The sequence below is a fragment of the Methylocystis sp. ATCC 49242 genome (genome assembly GCF_000188155.2).
GTDB lineage: Bacteria > Pseudomonadota > Alphaproteobacteria > Rhizobiales > Beijerinckiaceae > Methylocystis.
Genome location: NZ_KE124774.1, coordinates 4224926 through 4243105 on the forward strand (window position 1 = coordinate 4224926; position 18180 = coordinate 4243105).

At 65.4% G+C, this 18180-nt stretch carries 16 protein-coding genes; 7 read left to right on the plus strand and 9 right to left on the minus strand.

The window, feature by feature from the left end:
- The first annotated feature begins 64 nt into the window (after window positions 1–64).
- Both MET49242_RS22635 and MET49242_RS22640 read left to right on the plus strand, forming a co-directional pair.
- Window positions 65–1075: a tyrosine recombinase XerC gene (locus MET49242_RS22635; protein ID WP_036286342.1), complete on the plus strand. Its 1011-nt coding sequence runs from the start codon at window positions 65–67 to the stop codon at window positions 1073–1075.
- A gap of 54 nt (window positions 1076–1129) precedes the next feature.
- A complete protein-coding gene (locus tag MET49242_RS22640) occupies window positions 1130–1675 on the plus strand; it encodes a hypothetical protein (RefSeq protein ID WP_036286346.1) in 546 nt (181 codons plus the stop codon).
- Between the two features lie 28 nt (window positions 1676–1703).
- On the opposite strand, the gene ribB is transcribed toward MET49242_RS22640, so the two are convergent.
- Complete coding sequence (gene ribB / locus MET49242_RS22645; RefSeq protein WP_036286349.1) at window positions 1704–2786, minus strand: 3,4-dihydroxy-2-butanone-4-phosphate synthase; 1083 nt, start codon at window positions 2784–2786, stop codon at window positions 1704–1706.
- A gap of 85 nt (window positions 2787–2871) precedes the next feature.
- The gene (locus tag MET49242_RS22650; protein WP_036286352.1) at window positions 2872–3270 is read right to left on the minus strand and encodes a hypothetical protein; all 399 of its coding nucleotides are present in this window, start codon (window positions 3268–3270) and stop codon (window positions 2872–2874) included.
- Window positions 3271–3486: 216 nt separating this feature from the next.
- Between MET49242_RS22650 and MET49242_RS22655 the strand changes: the two genes are divergently transcribed.
- Window positions 3487–4230 carry a phosphodiester glycosidase family protein gene (locus MET49242_RS22655; RefSeq protein WP_051134427.1) on the plus strand — a complete coding sequence of 248 codons (744 nt, stop codon included), beginning with the start codon at window positions 3487–3489 and terminating at the stop codon, window positions 4228–4230.
- Window positions 4231–4235: 5 nt separating this feature from the next.
- Here MET49242_RS22655 and MET49242_RS22660 read toward each other — a convergent pair whose 3' ends face one another.
- Window positions 4236–5309, minus strand: a complete 1074-nt coding sequence (locus tag MET49242_RS22660; protein WP_084679280.1) for a histone deacetylase family protein — start codon at window positions 5307–5309, stop codon at window positions 4236–4238.
- Between the two features lie 165 nt (window positions 5310–5474).
- On the opposite strand from MET49242_RS22660, the gene MET49242_RS22665 reads away from it, so the two are divergent.
- A complete protein-coding gene (locus tag MET49242_RS22665) occupies window positions 5475–5819 on the plus strand; it encodes a hypothetical protein (protein WP_051134428.1) in 345 nt (114 codons plus the stop codon).
- Between the two features lie 60 nt (window positions 5820–5879).
- Here MET49242_RS22665 and aroC read toward each other — a convergent pair whose 3' ends face one another.
- Complete coding sequence (aroC, locus tag MET49242_RS22670; protein WP_036286358.1) at window positions 5880–6953, minus strand: chorismate synthase; 1074 nt, start codon at window positions 6951–6953, stop codon at window positions 5880–5882.
- A 192-nt stretch (window positions 6954–7145) separates the two neighbouring features.
- Between aroC and MET49242_RS22675 the strand changes: the two genes are divergently transcribed.
- Window positions 7146–7382, plus strand: coding sequence for a hypothetical protein (locus MET49242_RS22675; RefSeq protein ID WP_036286361.1), 237 nt, complete (start codon window positions 7146–7148; stop codon window positions 7380–7382).
- Between the two features lie 99 nt (window positions 7383–7481).
- Here MET49242_RS22675 and MET49242_RS22680 read toward each other — a convergent pair whose 3' ends face one another.
- From MET49242_RS22680 to MET49242_RS22695, 4 genes are all read right to left on the minus strand, one after another.
- The gene (locus tag MET49242_RS22680; RefSeq protein WP_036286364.1) at window positions 7482–7784 is read right to left on the minus strand and encodes an HdeA/HdeB family chaperone; all 303 of its coding nucleotides are present in this window, start codon (window positions 7782–7784) and stop codon (window positions 7482–7484) included.
- Between the two features lie 214 nt (window positions 7785–7998).
- The gene (locus tag MET49242_RS22685; protein WP_036286381.1) at window positions 7999–12051 is read right to left on the minus strand and encodes a Pls/PosA family non-ribosomal peptide synthetase; all 4053 of its coding nucleotides are present in this window, start codon (window positions 12049–12051) and stop codon (window positions 7999–8001) included.
- A 119-nt stretch (window positions 12052–12170) separates the two neighbouring features.
- A complete protein-coding gene (locus tag MET49242_RS22690) occupies window positions 12171–13295 on the minus strand; it encodes a hypothetical protein (RefSeq protein ID WP_036286383.1) in 1125 nt (374 codons plus the stop codon).
- Window positions 13296–13316: 21 nt separating this feature from the next.
- Window positions 13317–13853 carry a histidine phosphatase family protein gene (locus MET49242_RS22695; RefSeq protein ID WP_036286385.1) on the minus strand — a complete coding sequence of 179 codons (537 nt, stop codon included), beginning with the start codon at window positions 13851–13853 and terminating at the stop codon, window positions 13317–13319.
- 171 nt (window positions 13854–14024) lie between these two features.
- Between MET49242_RS22695 and MET49242_RS22700 the strand changes: the two genes are divergently transcribed.
- On the plus strand, window positions 14025–15737 hold the full coding sequence (locus MET49242_RS22700) for a hypothetical protein (RefSeq protein WP_144259777.1): 1713 nt from the start codon (window positions 14025–14027) through the stop codon (window positions 15735–15737).
- Between the two features lie 47 nt (window positions 15738–15784).
- Here MET49242_RS22700 and MET49242_RS22705 read toward each other — a convergent pair whose 3' ends face one another.
- A complete protein-coding gene (locus MET49242_RS22705; RefSeq protein WP_036286388.1) occupies window positions 15785–17107 on the minus strand; it encodes a methyl-accepting chemotaxis protein in 1323 nt (440 codons plus the stop codon).
- 114 nt (window positions 17108–17221) lie between these two features.
- Here MET49242_RS22705 and gshB point away from each other — a divergent pair, with 114 nt between their 5' ends.
- Window positions 17222–18175, plus strand: a complete 954-nt coding sequence (gshB, locus tag MET49242_RS22710; protein ID WP_036286389.1) for a glutathione synthase — start codon at window positions 17222–17224, stop codon at window positions 18173–18175.
- Window positions 18176–18180: the final 5 nt, after the last annotated feature.

Genomic DNA, 18180 nt, shown 5'->3' on the forward strand with positions numbered 1-18180 from the left:
ACGGGGCAGGGGCAGGGGCGGAAAGCGGTTTTTTCTTTACGCTTTCCGCGCAAAGCTCCGCTCCATGCGCGATTCGCATCTCCATACCGGGCGCAAGGCGCCGCGGCCTGCGACGGAAGCGCGGCCGCTTCCCGGCCCGGCGTTTTTCAGCGCCGCGCCGCAGATCGCCGAAGAGGCCGCCCTTTGGCTGCAGGCGCTCTCTGGCGAAAGACGCGCCTCGCGACACACGATCGACGCCTATGCGCGCGACGTTGGCGTTTTTCTCCGCTTTCTCACAGAGCATCTCGGCGCGAAACCGGACGCCGCCGCTTTGTCTGCGATGCAGCCTGCCGATCTGCGCGCCTTTCTCGCCCGCCGGCGCAATGACGGCCTCGAGAGCCGCTCGCTGCTCCGGGCGCTGGCGGCGGTGCGCAACTTCCTGCGATTTCTGGAGAAAAAAGGGCTGGCCAGAACGGATGTCTTCGGCGCCGTTCGCGCGCCCAAGCGCCCGCACAGCCTGCCCAAGGCGCTCACTGTCGGCGACGCCCGCGACCTGATCGATCCCGAGCAGCGGGCGGGGGAGGCGCGGGAGCCATGGGTTCTGGCGCGCGACGCCGCCGTCATGGCGCTGCTCTATGGCGTCGGACTTCGTATTTCGGAGGCGCTGTCGATTCAGAGGGCGGATGCGCCAATTGGCCGCACCGACCGGGTCACGATCACCGGCAAGGGCGGCAAGACCCGCACATTGCCCGTCATCGAGCCGGTGCGTCGGGCGATCGAGGCCTATCTCGCAATCTGCCCCTATGATCTGGCGGGAGGGCCGTTGTTCGTCGGCGCGAGGGGCGGGCCGCTTTCGCCGCGAATCGTGCAACTCGCCATTCAGCGTCTGCGCGGCGCGCTCGGCCTGCCCGACAGCGCGACCCCGCACGCCCTGCGCCACTCCTTCGCGACCCATCTTCTGGGGCGCGGCGGCGATCTGCGCACGATTCAGGAACTGCTCGGCCACGCTTCGCTCTCGACAACGCAGATTTACACGGCGGTCGACAAGAAGCGCCTGCTCGACGCCTATCGCTCCGCCCATCCGCGCGCGGATTGAGCTTCTCGGCCACAGGATTATCTGACTCTGACAAGTTCAGGCCGGGGAACGCGCATGCCGGGCAGATTGTCGATCGCCATCCTTGTCGCCGCGGTTTACATGGGCGCCGCCCTTGCCGAGACCGCCGCGCCGGGCCTTTTCAGCCTCGGCCCCTATCGCTTCAGCTTCTCGGCCACTCAGAAAGGCTCCGACCGGCCGGCGGAAAAATACCGGCGTGAAATCCCCGGCGTCGGGCCGACGACTCTGACGATTGAGCCCGCCGACGCTTCGGAAGCAAAAAGTCCGGCTGGCGAGGTTCGGCTTCTGCGCGAGAAAAACCAGTTCGACCCGCCGGAAGTTCTCGCGACATTCGCATGGCCGCAGGGCGGGCCGCTGAGCTTCGATTACAATTTTGCAGTCGAAGGGAAATACATCGTCGCGGTCAACGCCATGGACGAAACCGGCGACGCCTATCGCGCGCAGTATCCCTTCTTCGTCATCCAGATGGAGGAATCGCATCCGCTGCTGGTCGGCGTCTTCTCATTGGCCTGCGTCGGCGCTGTCATCGCGATATGGCGCGGCATGTCGAAGACGACCTCCGGAGCGCCCCGCCGGATGTGAGTGCGAATTAGAATTGGCGCCGGGGGCGCTACTCCACCGGCTCCACCGCCGTGATCTCGATTCCAAATCCCGAAAGCCCCACGAAAGCCCGCGGCTTGGCGGACGACGAGCGCAGCCGGATCGAGGAGACGCCGAGATCCTTCAGGATCTGCGCGCCAAGCCCCACATCCAGCCATTGTCGCTTGCGCGTCTCCTCGGCGTTTTCCGCCTGCTTGCCCACGACATTGGTCGGCACGCCCGCCGCGCCGTCGCGCAGATAGACCAGCACGCCGCGTCCCTCGCGGGCGAAGCGCGCGAGCGTCTTCTTGATCGTCTGCGCGCCGCCCATCACATCGGCGAGAATATCGGCGCGATGCAGACGCGTCGGCACGTCGCGGCCGTCGCCGATCGAGCCGTGCACGAACGCGAAATGCTGCACGCTGTCGAAGGGCGTGACATAGGCGTGGCCGATCATGTCGCCGGCTTCCGTCTCGACATGGAAGGTCGCGACGCGCTCGATGAGCTTCTCGCGCGCCTGGCGGTAGGCGATGAGATCGGCGACAGAAACGAGCTTGAGATTGTGCTTTTCCGCGAATTCCACGATCTGTGCGCCGGTCATCACCGTGCCGTCGTCGTTCGCCAGTTCGCAGATGACGCCGACCGGCGGAAGCCCCGCGAGGCGGCAAAGATCGACGGCCGCCTCCGTATGGCCGGAGCGCATCAGCACGCCGCCGTCCTTCGCGATCAGCGGAAAGACATGGCCGGGCCGCACGAAATCGGCGGCGCCCATATTTCCATTGGCGAGCGCCCGCACCGTATTGCAGCGCTGCTCGGCGGAGATGCCGGTGGTGAGGCCGTGCTTGACGTCGACGGAAACGGTGAAGGCCGTGCCGAGCGGCGCGTCATTCTCCGCCACCATGGGCGCGAGATGCAGGCGCCGGGCGTCCTCCAGCGTCAGCGGCGCGCAGACGATGCCGCAACAGTGGCGGATGATGAACGCCATTTTTTCCGGCGTGCAGAGGGAAGCGGCGATGATGAGATCGCCTTCGTTCTCGCGGTCGTCGTCGTCGGTGACAACAACGATTTCGCCGCGCGCGATGGCCTCGATGGCCTCTGTGATGGAATGCGACAAACCCGTCTCCAGGAGGCGCCGAACGGCGCTCGTCCTGCATATCTAGCTGTCCGGCCGCGCGGTTTCAAATCCGCGCGCGGCGGCCCTATTCGGGGCGGCGGGTCGTGTCATGCAGGCGGGGCGAGCCGCAGACCGTGCAGGGCACGAAACGCAGGCCCGCCGCGGCGCTGATCAGCCCGTTGGTCGGTTCGCGGCGGATCGGCGTGTCGACGTCCTGCGTCGAGACGAGCCTGATCTGAATGTCGTCGCCGAGCCGCAAGGCGTTGTCCTCGATCCATTCGACGCTCTGCTCGCCGGCAGGGTCGGACGAATCGATGCCGCCGACGCGAAGATCGAGACCGTCGATCTCGACGCCGCCCGTGGCGCGCGACGACGCTCCCGCGTCCTTGCCCACCCAGGTCAGCATGAACGACATAGCGCCACGGTCCGTGAGCCCGGCCACCGCGAGCTTCTTGCCGTTCTTCCAGATTTCGAATCCGAGCAACCTAGCCTCCTGCGAAAAGACGCCGCACGACGCCCCTTTGCAACGGATTACGCCGAATATGTTGCCAATTCGAACCGCCATTTAGTTTTAATTTTATCGATCGCCCGATAAAATTCAGCGCGCTGCACGAGACAGGAGCCGGGTCGAATGGAGCCGGACGCGGCGGGCGCCTCGGCGATACGGTCAAGTTATATGTGTTACACTAACAGAAAGATAATGCCCGCTCTCGCTGCGCTCGCAATGGTTGCCGTGACGCCGCTCGCCGTACGCGCGGCGCCGGCCGTGCCTTGCGCGGAGCTGACAGAGGCGGGGGCCTCTTACGCTGTCTGTGATTTCGATGCGCGCAAGACGTCGATTCGCCTGTTCCTGCGCGATGAGAAGGGCGAAATCTACGGTGGTTTCTCTCGCCTCGCGGATGCGCTGGCGGCGAAACGCGAGACGCTCGCCTTCGCCATGAACGCCGGCATGTATGGAGAGGATTTTTCGCCCGTCGGCCTGTTTGTCGAAAGCGGCAAGACGCTGCGTGACGCCAATACGAATGGCGGCGCCGGCAATTTCCACATGAAGCCCAATGGCGTCTTCTGGATCGACGGCGTCCGCGTCGGCGTGACGGAGACCGGCCGATTTCTGAAGTCCCGCGCGCGGCCGGCCTACGCCACGCAGTCGGGGCCGATGCTGCTTGTCAACGGGCGCGTCAATCCACACATTCACGACAGCGGAACGTCCGAGAAAATGCGCAATGGCGTTTGCGTCTCGCAAGGACATGTCGCGCGCTTTGCGATTTCAAACCAGCCGGTGACCTTTCACCAGTTTGCGAAGCTGTTTCGCGACAGGTTGAAATGCTCCGACGCGCTGTTTCTGGACGGCGGATCGGCGTCCGCGATCTACGCGCCGTCCCTCTCGCGCCATGACCGTTTTCATCCAATGGGGCCGCTGGTGGGCGTGGTGGAGAGAAAATAACCGCGCTACGCCTCCATCAGCGCGCCGACATGCGCCGCGACGCTGTTTGCAAGGTCGATCGGCGTATATCCGCCTTCCAGCAACGATACGATACGGCCGCCGCAACGTCGCGCTGCAATCTCCATCACGCGCAGCGTCACGTCCCGAAAATCTTCCCGCACGAAGCGCAGGCCGCCGAGCGGATCGTGAACATGGGCGTCGAAGCCCGCGCAGAGAATGACGACGTCAGGCGCAAACGCGTCCAGGCGGGGGAGGATGCGGGCTTTCAACGCCTCGCGAAATTCTCCGCCGCCGTCGCCCTTTCGCAATGGCGCATTGACGATATTGTCATGCGCGCCGGTCTCGCTGACTGAGCCCGTGCCCGGATAATGCGGCGTCTGGTGCGTCGAGCAGTAAAGGACGTTTTTCTCGCTCCAGAAAATCTCCTGCACGCCATTGCCGTGATGCACGTCGAAATCGACGATGGCGACGCGTCCGGCGCCATGCGCCGCGATGGCGTGACGCGCGGCGATCGCCGCGTTGTTGAAAAAGCAGAAGCCCATCGGCGCATTCTCGCGCGCATGATGTCCCGGAGGGCGCGTTGCGACGAACGCGTTGCGCGCGCTGTCGCCCATCACTGCGTCGACAGCGAATACAGCGCCGCCGGCCGCGCGCATCGCGGCGTCGAGCGTGGCTGCGTTCATAACAACATCGGCGTCGATTTGCGTGTGACCCTCTTTCGGTGCCAATTGTTCGAGGCGCGCGAGATGCGCGGCTGCGTGAACGCGCAGCAACGCGTCGCGTGAAGCAATCGGCGCCTCGGCGCGCGCGAGCGAAGCGAAACGCGCATCGCTCAAGGCAGAGAACACGGCCTGCAGCCGCGCCGGACGATCCGGATGGCCGGGGCCGGGATCGTGATCGAGCATTGCGGGGTGGGAGACATAGAGCGTTTTCGGCCCCGCTGCGCGGGCGCCAAAGGCGACGAGGCTTGCAGCGCCAGCAATGGCGGCGCGGCGGGTGAATGAGACGTGACACAGTTCGCGCGCCGCCGGACGGTCGCTGCTATCCCTGACGTAGAGAAAATCCGTTTCGTCGCTCATCGCCACTCGATCTCTGCGATAGGGGGCGCATATTGCGCAACGCGACCAGTTGAGGGAAGGGGAGACGTTCGGCCACACTCGATATATTGTCAGCAGCGCGGCGCGTTCGTTGAAACGAATGGCGAATTTGCGTTTCCCGGCAAGGGACGAAACCGGAAGATCGAAATGCTCAAGCGCTTGTTTCTGACTTCATTGGCGCTTCTCGCAGGTTGCCTCGACATCGACGCGGCGCCTGCGGCCAAAAAAGCGCCTGAAACCATCACGGGCAGGATCAGGAAATTCGAGTGCGGTGACAACTGCTATCTGACGATCGAGACGAGCAGCGGCGCGCGAACCACCGGGCTGTGCGAGGCGAAGCAATGCGTCCCATGGTTCGAGAACCAGAGCATGCCCAAAAAATTCATCGGGAAGCGGATCAGGGTCACTACTGGCGTCGGCAAGCAGTTCGATGGCAATTACGACGTCGTCGGGCATACGCTGTCGTTCAAGTCGATGACCTTCATCAAATAGTCTGAAGTGTTTGGCCTCGCTGGCCGCGTGGGAAGCAGATCGCGAGCCGTGGGGCCGCCGTCAGCCGCACTGCCCCCTGTGGCGCAGGAAATGATCCGCCAGCACGCAGGCCATCATCGCCTCGCCGACCGGCACGGCGCGAATGCCGACGCAGGGGTCGTGCCGGCCCTTGGTGACGATCTCGGTCTCGTTCCCGTCGCGGTCGATCGTGCGGCGGGGAGTGAGGATCGACGAGGTCGGCTTTACGGTGAAACGCACCACGATCGGCTGGCCCGTCGAAAGACCGCCGAGCACGCCGCCGGCGTGGTTCGACAGAAACGTCGGGCCAGAGCGCATCTCGTCGGCGTTTTCTTCGCCGGACAGCGCGGCGGCTGCGAAACCGTCGCCGATCTCGACGCCCTTTACGGCGTTGATCGACATCATCGCGCTCGCCAGATCGGCGTCGAGCTTGCCATACAACGGCGCGCCCCAGCCGACGGGAACGCCCTCGGCGACCACTTCGACGACGGCGCCGATGGAGGAGCCATTCTTGCGCACCTCGTCGAGATAGTCGGCCCATTGCGCGGCGGCGACGGCGTCGGGGCAAAACAGCGGATTGCGATCGACTTCCGCCCAATCGAAACGCGCGCGGTCGATCTTGTGCGGACCAACCTGCACCAGCGCGCCGCGTATGGTCACGCCGGGAATGACCTTGCGCGCGACGGCGCCGGCGGCGACGCGCGCGGCCGTCTCGCGGGCCGAAGAGCGTCCGCCGCCGCGATAGTCGCGCACGCCATATTTGGCGTCGTAGACATAATCGGCGTGGCCGGGCCGGTATTTGCCGGCGATCTCGCCATAGTCCTTCGAGCGCTGGTCGGTGTTCTCGATCATTAGCGCGACGGGCGTGCCGGTCGTCACCTGCCGGCCGTCGGGGCCGGTGAAGACGCCGGAGAGAATCCGCACCTCATCCGCTTCGCGCCGCTGCGTGGTGAAGCGCGACTGGCCGGGTTTGCGCTTGTCGAGGAAGCCCTGGATGTCGGGCTCGGTCAGTTCGATGCGCGGCGGGCAGCCGTCGACGATCGCGCCGAGCGCAATGCCGTGGCTTTCGCCGAAAGTCGTGACGCGGAAGAGATGGCCGAATGTGTTGTGGGACATTGTTTCCTGATCGCAGCGCTCGAGACGCGGCTTTTGTAGGGCGCGCGGGAATGTGGGTCAAACACCGGCGTCGAGCGGGCGCCGGGCCGGCGGATTCCCGTCTGGCGGCGAGAGAGGGGTCCTGCTTTCGCGAGCGCTCGAAGTGTCGTAACAAAGTGGGACGAAATTCTTCAGTGAGAAACGAGGATCTGCATGTCGAAGAAAGCGATGATGATCGCGGCGTTCGGGGCCGTGCTGGTTTGCGCGCCCGCGACGGCGCGGGATCGCTTCGACCTCGAGCATGGTCGCGGCGTCGATCACCACCGCAGCCGACATAACCGCACCGGCGCCTGGGTCGGCGACGGCCGCAGCGACTGGCGAGGCCGCCACGGCGGGCATCACGGGCACTTCAGCCCGCGCGGTCAGGGTGGGCATCACTGGGGCTGGTGAGGCCCGCGACAGAATGATCCTGCTGAAATGAAAGAAGGCGGATGCGTGGTTCGCGTCCGCCCCTGTTTGCAGCCGTGCCGCCCGATGTCGGGCGAAGGCTCAATCCTTCTTCTTCGCGCCCAGAACCTTTTCGGCGGCGGTGCCCAATCCGAGGTCGGGGTTGGCGGCGCAGAATTTGCCAAGCTTGCCGGCGTTCTTTTTCATCTTTTCGAAGTCCATGACCGGCGGATCGTCATCACCCATGTAATAGGCGTCGAGCCACGCCACCGTCAGCCCGATGTCCTCGGCGCTGCTTTCCATCCACTCCTTGCACTTTACCGTGTTGAGATCGATTCTCTCCGCAAGCGCGGCGGAGGGCAGAAAAATAAAAGCCGCGATGAGAAATGCGCTGGACGTTTTCATGATTGCTCCACGACGGGAATTGACGATCAGAGCTTCCGGGGAGGGGTGATTATTGTCAAGTTCAAGAACGCCGGGGCTTTCCAAAAAATCTAGCAGTATTAAGAATTTACTTCATTTGCGCGGATGTCGGCCCGTCTTTTTCGAGCGTCGCTCCGCGAAGCGGGGACGCCAGCGCGGTCGCGTTGCGCAAGCGTGAACGGCGCCGTTCGATCGGCTATGCGGACGGTTCCGCCGGCGCGCCGATCCACTCGCTGTGCGCGGGAATGCTCTCGCCCTTCATCACCACAGTGAGGGGTCCGAGCCGCGCGTAATCGCCGATATGGGTGTCGTAGAGCACGGTGGAGCCGGCGCCGACCGTGACGCCCTTGCCGAGTTCGACGCGGCCGACCTTCATCACGCGGTCTTCGTAAAGATGCGTCTGCAGCGCCGCGACCATGTTGAGCGCGCAATAGTCGCCGACCTTCACGCAATCGAACTCCGTAATGTCGGTCATGTCCATGAAGACGCCGCGCCCGAATTTCGCGCCGAACAGCCGCAGCATCCATGGCAGGAACGGCGTGCCGCGCAGATGTTCGAGCAGCACCTTGCCGGCGAGGCCCCAGTAGAGCACGGCGCAGGCTTCCGTGCGCATCGCCCAGAAGGACCACATCGGCTTCACCTGCGGCTCATAGCGCCCCATGGTGATCCATTTCACGGCGACGACGGCGAGCGTCATGCCGATCGAGATCAGCACCGAATCCAGGATGAAGAGCGCGGCGACGGCCCCATATTCGCCGTCCACAAGCTTCTGGCCGAAACTTTCCACCGCCCATGTGCCGAACGTCATGAACAGCATGGTCGGCAGCGAAACATTCACGGCTTCGTAGACTGCGCGCAGCGCCTTCTTCCAGAGAGGCGGCTGGTAGGTCCAGCTTGCGCCGCCCGCATCGAACGTCTGGCGGACGGGGAGCTTGATCGGCGGCGCGCCGAACCAAGTGTCTCCCTCCGACATCTCCCGGTTTTCTGGCGGTTTCGACTTTATGCCGATGAGCGCATTGGCGGGAATTTCCGCGCCGGGCGGCACGACCGCGTCATTGCCGATGAAGACGCGGTCGCCGGTCTTCACATGTCTCAGATACATCCAGCCGCGGCGCACGTCCTCGTCGCCGAGCACCACCTCGTCGGCGATGAAGCATTTCTCGCCGATGTCGACGATGTCGTAGCGGCCGGAGAGATTGGTCGAGATCTCGGAATCCTTGCCGATCTTCGCGCCCATCAGCCGGTACCATGTGCGCATGTAAAGCGTGGCGAAAAGCGAGGACAGCGTTTCGAGCGTCACTTCCGTCGCCAGAGCCACCGCCCATTTGCGCAGGTAAAACCAGGACCAGACCGAATAACGGCCTTCGCTCACGCGCGGCAGTACGATCCAGCGGAAGGCGACGATGAAGGCGACCGTCACCAGCACGAGCACGAAAGCCGTCGGCCAGGCGAAGACCGGGATCAGGGCAAGGTAAAGCGTCTGCTGCGACTCTGTGAGCTGCAGCATGCTTTCGAGCTTGTCGAAGGCCCAGAACGCGGGGAAAATCGGCAGAAGCCCGAGCGGCGGAATCGCCAGCACGAGGAGAGTGAAGAGGAAGGTCATCACGAGCCGCCGCCCCGGCTCCGCCCGGGCGGGCGCGTCGAGCGCGGATTCATCCACCATGCCGCTATGGCGCGCGGGCGAACCGTTCCAGATTTCATGCGCGCCGATCCGCGCGCCGGCGGGAACGGAGGTCAGATCCTCCAGCGCGGCGCCGTCGCCAATCACCACGTCGTTCTCGATCACGCATGACGTGCCGATATAGGCGTCGGCGCCGATGTCGATCGTTCCGATTACGAGTTCGTCGCCTTCGACTCGCGCGTTGGAGAGTTTCAGCTTGGAGCCGAGCGACGCGCCGGCTCCGATCGAGACGAGATCGATTGCGCCCATGTCGAGTTCGCTGATCAGCGCGTCCTCGCCGATCTTCGCGCCGAGGGCCGAGAGATAAAGGCGCATCAACGGCGACACCTGGAACCACTTGGCGTGGGTGAGGCCGATCAGCCGCTGTGAAAGCCACCAACGGTAATAATAGACGCCCCACAAGGGATAACGACCCGGTTTCGTGCGGCCGATGACGAGCCACTTGCCGCCGATCGAGACGAGAAGCGTCGCGACATTGACGCACATGTAGACGCCGAGCAGCGCCACCATTTCATCGAGCAGCGTCGCGTCGGGCGTGGTGATGAGCTGATAGGAAACGAAGACGCCGAGCCATTGCGCGGTGACGATGGCGAGAATGAAGGGCAGCGCCGCCGCCTGCGCAAGGCCGCAGAGGAAGCGTCGGAGCAGTGGCGTGGGTCTGAAGGAGAGATCGCGCGACCGGGCTTGCGCGTGAGTCTTGCCTTCGAGGTGTCCGGCCAGCGCGCGCAGCGTGCGCAGCGCATAAAGATCCTGCAATGTGATCGAGGCGAGTCGCGGCGTTTCGCGCACGACGGAGACGAAGCGCGCGGCAAGCAGCGAATGGCCGCCGAGCTCGGTGAAGAAATCGGCGTCGAAGGGAATGGCGCCGGGCGGCAGCACGCGCTTTGCTGCGGCGAGGAGCGCCGCCTCCGTCTCGTCGCGCGGCTCTTCCTGTTCCTCGTTGCTCGGGGCGGGCTGCGTCAGAGTGATCTGCTTCAGCGCCTTGCGATCGACCTTGCCGGAGGAGAGTCGCGGCAGAGCCTCGACGACCTCGAAACGCGACGGAACCATGTAGGAGGGGAGAACCTCCCGCAGATTGCCGCGCAATTCGCGCGGGTCGGGCAATTCGCTGTTCGTCACGACGAAGGCGACGAGTTCGTCGACGCCGGTCTCGTTGCGCAGCGCCACGGCCGCCTGAAGGATGTTGCGTTGATGACCCAGCACGGACTCGATTTCGCCGAGTTCGACGCGAAAGCCCCTGATCTTGATCTGATCGTCGATGCGGCCGCGAAAGACGATGTCGCCTTTCTCGTCGAGAAGAACGGCGTCGCCGGAGCGATAAAGGATTGGATCGCCGCCATCCGATAGGAACGGATTTGCGATGAATTTTTCCGCCGTCAGCTTGTCGCGTTTGAGATAGCCTTTCGCGACGCCGGGTCCTCCAATCAGCAATTCGCCCTCGACGCCGGGCGGCAAAAGCTCCATCGCGTCATTGACAACGTAGCAAGTGTAATTCGGGATCGGCTTGCCGATGGTGACGGGCTCGTTCGGCCACACCTGCGCGACCGTCGCCACGACTGTCGCCTCGGTCGGGCCGTAGCTGTTGAAAATCACCCGCCCCGGCCGCGACCACCGTTCCGCGATGGCCGGCGGGCAGGCCTCGCCGCCGAGAATGATGACGCGCAGCGTCTTCACGTCGCGCGGCATGACGCCGAGAAGGGTGGGCACCGTGTCGAGCACGGTGACGCCAGCTTCCTCGAGAAGGTCTGGCAGGGCCTCCGTCTCGCCGATGATCTGTGGCGTCGCGACGAAAAGCGTCGCGCCGACGAGATAGGGAATCCAGATTTCCTCCATCGACAGATCGAAGGCGGCGGAGGCGCCCTGGAACACGACGTCCAACTGCGTCACGCCGTAGATTTCATTGGCCGAGCGCAGATAGTGGCAGATGTTGCACCCCGAAACGACGATGCCCTTCGGCGTTCCCGTCGAGCCCGAAGTGTAGATGAGATAGGCCGGGTGGTCCGGCGTCGCGCCGAGTTCGCGCGCGGTGGGGATAGGGTCGTCGCCGGGAAGCGCGATTTCTTCGTCGACGAGCGTTTTCGCCTCGACTGACGGCGCCGCTTTCGGCGCGAAGGCGGCCGAGGTCACGAGAAGGCGCGACTCCGCGTCCTTCAGGCAAACCGCGATGCGGTCCGCCGGCGCATCGGCGTCGAAGGGCAGCCATGCGGCGCCGGTCTTCGCTATGGCGAGCTGGGCGATCAGCAGCTCCGGTCCGCGCGCCATCCACAGGCCGATCACGTCGCCGGGGCCCGCGCCATGCGCCAGCAGGCCGCGCGCGATGGCCGTCGCCCGCGCGTCGACTTCAGCGTAAGTGAAACGGCGTTCCAGCGTCGTCATGCAAAGCGCGTTGGGGGTCGCCGCAACCGTTGCAGCGAAGATCTCGCACAGCAGCTCATCACGCTGGAGATGCGGCGCATGCGGGCCGCGCAGCGCGGCGAGGGGCGTCGCCGCGTCGGCCGGGCGTCCGGGCTGCGGGTCGCGCGTCTCGACCGCCGACATGGGCGCGAGGTCGCTGCGGTTGTCTTTCATCTTTTTGACGAACCTGGAAAATTACTGATGCCCGAGGGGAGGGAGGGGCGTCTCGGGGGACCGTCTAGCACATGCGCCGGAGGGCTCCTATCCCGCGGCCGCGGCTAGCGAAATCCGTCTCAGCGCGCGGCGGCCGCAGGAGGCAGCTCGGGCGTCGTGGACGCTTCGGCCGCCGCAGGCGCGGTCGTCTCGGGCGATTCGGGCGGCGCTGGCTGAAGCGTCGCCGGATTTTCGAGCATCCGGCGCAGTTGCGCAACGGCGGCGACGATCAAGCCGGCGCGCGGGCGGGACGGGCCGATTTCCACCGTCGCCATATTTGCCATGACCTTGGCGAGATTGCCGGTCGGCTGGCCTGCGGCCGTGAACAGCATCAGATCCTCGTTGGGGCCGGAGACGACCCCCTCGGCGACATAGGCGGCGTAATTTGCGATGCGCGCAAGCTCGCCAGAGCAGTCGCCGAGCGAGCGGATCGGCGGCAAGGGCGGCAGGGACGCTGTCGCCATCGCGCTCGGGGTTTCGACGTCGGGAGTGATGGTTTTGGGGTCGACCCGCTCGCGCTTTCGGCTGCGGATTTCCGACACGCCCTCCATGATCGAGGGGGCGGGCAAAAGGTCGAGTGCGGCGGAGCTTCCGCGCCGGCTGGCCACGCCGCCGCCAACGCCGCCGCGTCCATGCGCCGCGAGCCAGCGCGCGCGAAGCGTGTTCTGGATGCCGCGCGGGGCGAGGCCCATGGGCACGACGCGCTGCGGCAGCATCCGCGCCATGCCGGCGCGCGAGGCTGGCGGGCCCGGCACGGCGTGGCCGATCATCGGCGTGCATTGCGCCGGCGCCCAGCGCTCGACGATGGCCCGCGCGGTGCGGCGTTTGTAATCGACGTAATAGCGGCGCAGAAGCAGCGCTGCGACGGCGGCTCCTTCCTCGGCCGTGGCGAAGGCGACGTGGCCGTCGGCGTCGGCGGCGATCTCGCCCGTCCAGCCTGCGCGCTTGATGCACCAGTAATTGTTGAGCTTCACGCAACGGGCGGGATCATTGTCCTCGGCGCCGGTCGCCCGCCGCGCCGCCGCGAGCGGAGACAGCTCGAGCGACAGCGCGCTTTCGAAGCGCCAATTATCCACGGCGCGCTTCTCGGGCTGATACGCCGGGGCGGAGGCGAATGAAAACAGCGCCGCCGGAGCGATCACGGCCGTCGGCGGCTTTTGCGGCGTCGCCGCCGCAAGCATTGTCACAAGCGCTTCAACCAGCATTGCGTTGAACGCCTTCCGGCGTCAGTCCGGATCGTCGTCTTCGTCGCCGCGCAGACGTGCGGGCGTCACGAATCGATGAAGCCGCGCCGCGCCGCGACGGACCTCGGACCAATGATCGGTCTCGAAGTCGAGAATTGCCAGTGCGGCCGTTGGATATTTGGAGCGCATCAGGTCGATGTCGGCGGGCTCTCCACTTCCGGCCAGATAATAGGCGAGTTCGGCGAAGCCCGGATTGTGGCCGACGGCGAGCAGCGTCGTCACCTTGTCGGGCGTCTGTCGCAGCACTTCCACGAGATGGTCGACCGTCGCGAGATAGATCGTGTTTTCAATCAAGTGCGTAACGTGAGCGGGAAACGCCTCGAGCGCCCGCTCCAGCGTCTGCTTCGCGCGCCGGGCGTTGGAGGCGACGGCGAGATCGGGAGTCATGCCCTCGTCGTGCAGAAATTCGCCGATCCGGCGGGCGTCTTCCTCGCCGCGCCTCGTGAGCGGGCGTTCACGGTCGCCGCCGGCGGAGTGACGGTCGGCCTTGCCGTGGCGAAGGAGAAGGAGTCGTCGCATGAGCTCTCTCTAGCACGTGAAATGGAAAAATCGCATCTGGCCGGAGGGGGTATCTGGCTGCGACTAAACAACACGGGTCTTTACCCGGCCGGCGCGCCCGTGCAAGCTCCGCGCCGCCGCCGAAGCCCTGTTGGAACAACTCATATGCACAGGAAATTCCCCGGGACAGTCTTGTCGCTGCACATTATGGAGCGGAAAGCGCGCCTGGCCGCCGGGGCGGCCGCGATTTTTTTTCCCCTCGCCGTTCTTCACGCTGCAGAGAACGGGGTTGGCGTCGACAATCTTGCGTTCACGGTCGGAGCGACGACCTATCGCATCCCGCATCTCGACATTCAGGGCGCGGCCCTCTCCGCGGCCGAGCTGACGCATCTTTTCGATGGCGACAACAAGGCGATCGACGCCCACCTCGCCAATTTCTCGGCGAAAAAAATCGTCATTCCATCGCTCGCGACTGAAACGCGCAGCGGCGGAACGATCCAGCGCAGCGCCTATCGCGATGTCACGCTCGAAAATGTCGTCGCCGGTCGAATCGGCGCCGCGCGGGCGGCGGGCGCCGAACAGACCGTCGAAAAGCCGGATGGCGGGGCCGAGCGCTATGTCTGGAGCGTCCTTGCGTCGAAGGGTGTGGATCTGCGGCAGCTGGCGCGTCTCGCGCTCGCGACCCGAACCGATCCGAACGAGGCGCTGAAGCCGGTCGTCGACGAAGAGACCGTCGAATCCTCGACGTTCGAGGACAAGCGCGAAAATCTCGTGGTGAAGACGGGGCGACTGACGCTTGCGGGCGTGAAAGGCCGGGCCCTGCCGACGCCGCCCGCGCAGCTGTTCGAGCGGCTGGAGGCGTTCGATCCGGAAAAGACGGGAACCGACGCCGCATTGTTGCGCGAACTGGTCGACGCCTTTGCCTCCTTCCAGCTCGCCTCGCTCGAGGCTCGCGACATCGTGGCGACCGGCAAAGGCCAGCCGGCCGAGAAGCCTTACACGGTGAAGATCGGCCGGGTTTCCGCAAACAGGATTGCCTCGGCCACGGTGGGCGATTTCACGATCGAGGATTTCGCGCTCGCGTCCTCGGACGGCGGCAAGGTCTCGCTAAAGCATTTCCTCATGCGCGACGCGCGGGTGGGCGCGTTCATCCAGGGGCCTTATCCGGGTTTCACCCATATCGAGGCGAAGGGGCTCGACGCGGATCTTCCCGATCCCAGGGCGGGCGACAATTCCCGAATGAAATTCCGTCTCGAAGGCGCCGCGGCGGATTTCACGAACTTTCGCGAGATCGCGCCCACGAAAATCGCCGGCCGAATGGATCGGCTCGTGATCGATCTCGCCGCGCGCGGCGAGGCGCTCTCGACGGCCCAGTTCGTCGCGCTCGGCTATCGTGACCTCGACCTCTCGGCGGCGGTCGCCGGCGAGTGGATCGAGAAGTCGCAGGAGGCGATCTTCGCGCCCGTCCGGCTGGAGGGCAAAGAGATGGGCGCAGCGACGCTGAAGGTGACCTTCGGCGATGTTTCGAGCGCCGTTTTCTCGTCGATGACCATCGTCTCCAGGGCGGCGGCGCTGGCGGCCTCGGTGAAATCGGTGGATTTCACCGCGGAGGGCGGGGGACTCGTCGACCGTGTTCTGGCGCTGGAGGCGAAGGAGCAGAAGACCTCGATCGAGAAGGCGCGGGCCGATTACGCGAAAACGGCCTCGATGGCGATCGTCCAGCTTGCCGGGGGCGGGGAGAAAGCGAAGCGGATCGGCGACGCGGTCGCCGCCTATATCCAGAAGCCGAAACGCCTCCACCTGCGGCTCGCGTCCGAGAGAGGCGTCAATGCGCTCGACGCGCTGGCGAGGAAGCCGGGAGAGATAATCGAGAGCATGGAGGTCGAGGCGTCCGCGGAGCGGTAAGGCGCGCGTCCCGCCTCCTCCCCCGCGAGGGGGAGGCGAAGCGTCGGTCAGCTCGCGAGGCTCTTGGCCAGCTCGTCGGTGTGCGCGTGCATGCGGCGGGCCATCTGGTCGATCTCCCGGGCCATGGAAACCATCGCTTCCACCCCCGCGCCGGTTTGCGCCATGGCGCTCGCCACCTGCTCTGCGTGGGCCGACATGGCGCCGGCGCTATTCGCGGCCGAGCGCACGCTGCGGGCGATTTCCTTGGTGGCGGCGTCCTGTTCGTGCACGGCCGAGGTGATGATCGCGGAGATGTGCTCCACCTCCGCAATCTTGGCCTTGATCTTCTCGATGGAGGTCACCGACATGTCCGTCGCGGCCTGAATTTCCGCGATCTGGTCGGCGATGTCCTGCGTCGCTTTGCCGGTCTGGGTGGCGAGGCTCTTTACCTCCTGCGCCACGACCGCGAAGCCGCGGCCCGCCTCGCCCGCGCGCGCCGCCTCGATGGTGGCGTTGAGCGCCAGCAGATTGGTCTGGGCGGCGATGCGGGAGATGAGATTCACCACGTCGCCCACCCGGTTGGCGGCCGCGGCCAGCCGCAACATTTCTGCGGCGGAGCCATTGGTCTCGACGACGGCCTGACGCACGACGGCGGTCGATTCGACAGCCTGACGGCTGATCTCGCCGATTGCGGCGAGCAACTGCTCGGAGGCCGTGGCGACGGAGGCCACGTCGGCGGCCGCCTGCGTCGACGCGGTGCGGGCGAAATCGCTATCGGCGCGGGCGCGGCGCTCCTGCACGATCATTTCCTCCGAGGACTGGGCCATGCGTTTGGTCATGTCGCCGAGCTTGGCGGTGGTGGCGGAGAGCTCCACGGAGTAATGCTCCACCTTGTCGCGGATGGCGGCCTCGCGGCGCAGCCTCTCCTCTCGGTCGTCGCGCGCCTTGATCTCGGCGGCCATTTCGTTGTTGGCCCGCACAGCGTCGCGCAGCACGACCAGGGCGCGGGAAATGTCGCCGATCTCGTCCTGGCGATCCGTGTCCTTGACCTCGATGCGGGTGTCGCCGGCGGCGAGGTCGGTCATCTGCTTGGCGATGGTCTTGATCGGGATGGCGATGGTCTGGTGCATTGTCGGCACCGACACGCCCACGACGAGAAAGCCCGCGACCAGTGTGCCCACGAAAAGCTCAATGGAGAGCGAACTCGCCGCCTCATAGGCCGCCCGGGCCAGATTCGCCGTCTGGGCGGCGTTGGCGGGATCGGCGGCCGCGGCGGTGAGGTCGCGAACGTTCATCGTGCCGAAATAAGCGGCGGCGCCCATCATGAGCAGCAGGGTCAGAAACAGGAATTGGCGAAAGACGAGGCCGGCGCCGATGGATAGATTGCGCATGTGCTCGATTGTCCTGCTATTGGGATTCGGCACAGTCTAGGTCGCCATCCTTTCACGGCGGGTTAACAGTCACGTTCGAGCCTGAAACGACGTAGAATCAAGGCGGGAGGCGAAATGTTAGAGGTCGCGGTCCAGATGGACCCATTGGAGCGGATCAATTTCGCGGGCGATTCGACCTTCGCCCTGATGCTGGAGGCGAAGCGCCGGGGCCATCGCCTGTGGTTCTACACCCCCGACCAGCTCTCGCTGGAGGGCGGGCGGCTGACCGCGCGCGCCCATCACATCGACGTCTTCGACGATCCCGACCGTTATTACACGCTGGGGGAGGCGCGCGAGATCGACCTGATCGAGATGGACGTGGCGCTCCTGCGGCAGGACCCGCCCTTCGACCTCGCCTATATCACCTCGACGCATTTCCTCGAGCGCATCCAGTCGCGCGTGCTCGTGGTCAACGACCCGGCCCATGTGCGCAACGCGCCCGAAAAAGTCTTCGTGATGGAGTTCGCGGACCTCATGCCGCCGACCGTCATCACCCGGGACCGCGCCGCTATCGAACGTTTCCGCGCGACATATGGCGACATCGTCATGAAGCCGCTCTACGGCCATGGCGGCGCGGCCGTCTTCAAGGTCACGCCGCGCGATCCGAATTTCGGCTCGCTCTTCGACATGTTCCACACGACCTTCCGCGAGCCCTGGGTGGTGCAGCAATTCCTGCCCGAGGTCGCCAGGGGCGACAAGCGCATCCTGCTCATCGACGGCGTGGCGATGGGCGCGATCAACCGCGTGCCGGCGCAGGACGACATCCGCTCAAACATGGTGCGCGGCGGCGCTGCGGCGGCGACCGAACTCGACGCCCGCGAGCAGGAAATTTGCGCGCGCCTCGGGCCGGAGCTGAAAAGGCGCGGCCTGCTTTTCGTCGGCATCGACGTGATCGACGGGCATCTGACAGAGATCAACGTCACCTCGCCGACAGGTCTGCGCGCGCTAAAACGGGTGGGCGGGCCGGATCTTGCCGTGCCGCTCTTCGACGCAATCGAGGCGCGGCTCAAAGCGCTGCGCGCGGGATGACCGCC

What these genes read in the sequence shown, in the direction of transcription:
- MET49242_RS22640 (WP_036286346.1), top strand. Translation starts at nt 1,130, where the DNA reads ATGCCGGGCAGATTGTCGATCGCCATCCTTGTCGCCGCGGTTTACATG.
- gshB (WP_036286389.1), top strand. Translation starts at nt 17,222, where the DNA reads ATGTTAGAGGTCGCGGTCCAGATGGACCCATTGGAGCGGATCAATTTC.
- MET49242_RS22665 (WP_051134428.1), top strand. Translation starts at nt 5,475, where the DNA reads ATGCTCAAGCGCTTGTTTCTGACTTCATTGGCGCTTCTCGCAGGTTGC.
- MET49242_RS22635 (WP_036286342.1), top strand. Translation starts at nt 65, where the DNA reads ATGCGCGATTCGCATCTCCATACCGGGCGCAAGGCGCCGCGGCCTGCG.
- MET49242_RS22695 (WP_036286385.1), bottom strand. Translation starts at nt 13,853, where the DNA reads ATGCGACGACTCCTTCTCCTTCGCCACGGCAAGGCCGACCGTCACTCC.
- aroC (WP_036286358.1), bottom strand. Translation starts at nt 6,953, where the DNA reads ATGTCCCACAACACATTCGGCCATCTCTTCCGCGTCACGACTTTCGGC.
- MET49242_RS22655 (WP_051134427.1), top strand. Translation starts at nt 3,487, where the DNA reads ATGCCCGCTCTCGCTGCGCTCGCAATGGTTGCCGTGACGCCGCTCGCC.
- MET49242_RS22660 (WP_084679280.1), bottom strand. Translation starts at nt 5,309, where the DNA reads ATGAGCGACGAAACGGATTTTCTCTACGTCAGGGATAGCAGCGACCGT.
- MET49242_RS22680 (WP_036286364.1), bottom strand. Translation starts at nt 7,784, where the DNA reads ATGAAAACGTCCAGCGCATTTCTCATCGCGGCTTTTATTTTTCTGCCC.
- MET49242_RS22705 (WP_036286388.1), bottom strand. Translation starts at nt 17,107, where the DNA reads ATGCGCAATCTATCCATCGGCGCCGGCCTCGTCTTTCGCCAATTCCTG.
- MET49242_RS22690 (WP_036286383.1), bottom strand. Translation starts at nt 13,295, where the DNA reads ATGCTGGTTGAAGCGCTTGTGACAATGCTTGCGGCGGCGACGCCGCAA.
- MET49242_RS22685 (WP_036286381.1), bottom strand. Translation starts at nt 12,051, where the DNA reads ATGAAAGACAACCGCAGCGACCTCGCGCCCATGTCGGCGGTCGAGACG.
- MET49242_RS22675 (WP_036286361.1), top strand. Translation starts at nt 7,146, where the DNA reads ATGTCGAAGAAAGCGATGATGATCGCGGCGTTCGGGGCCGTGCTGGTT.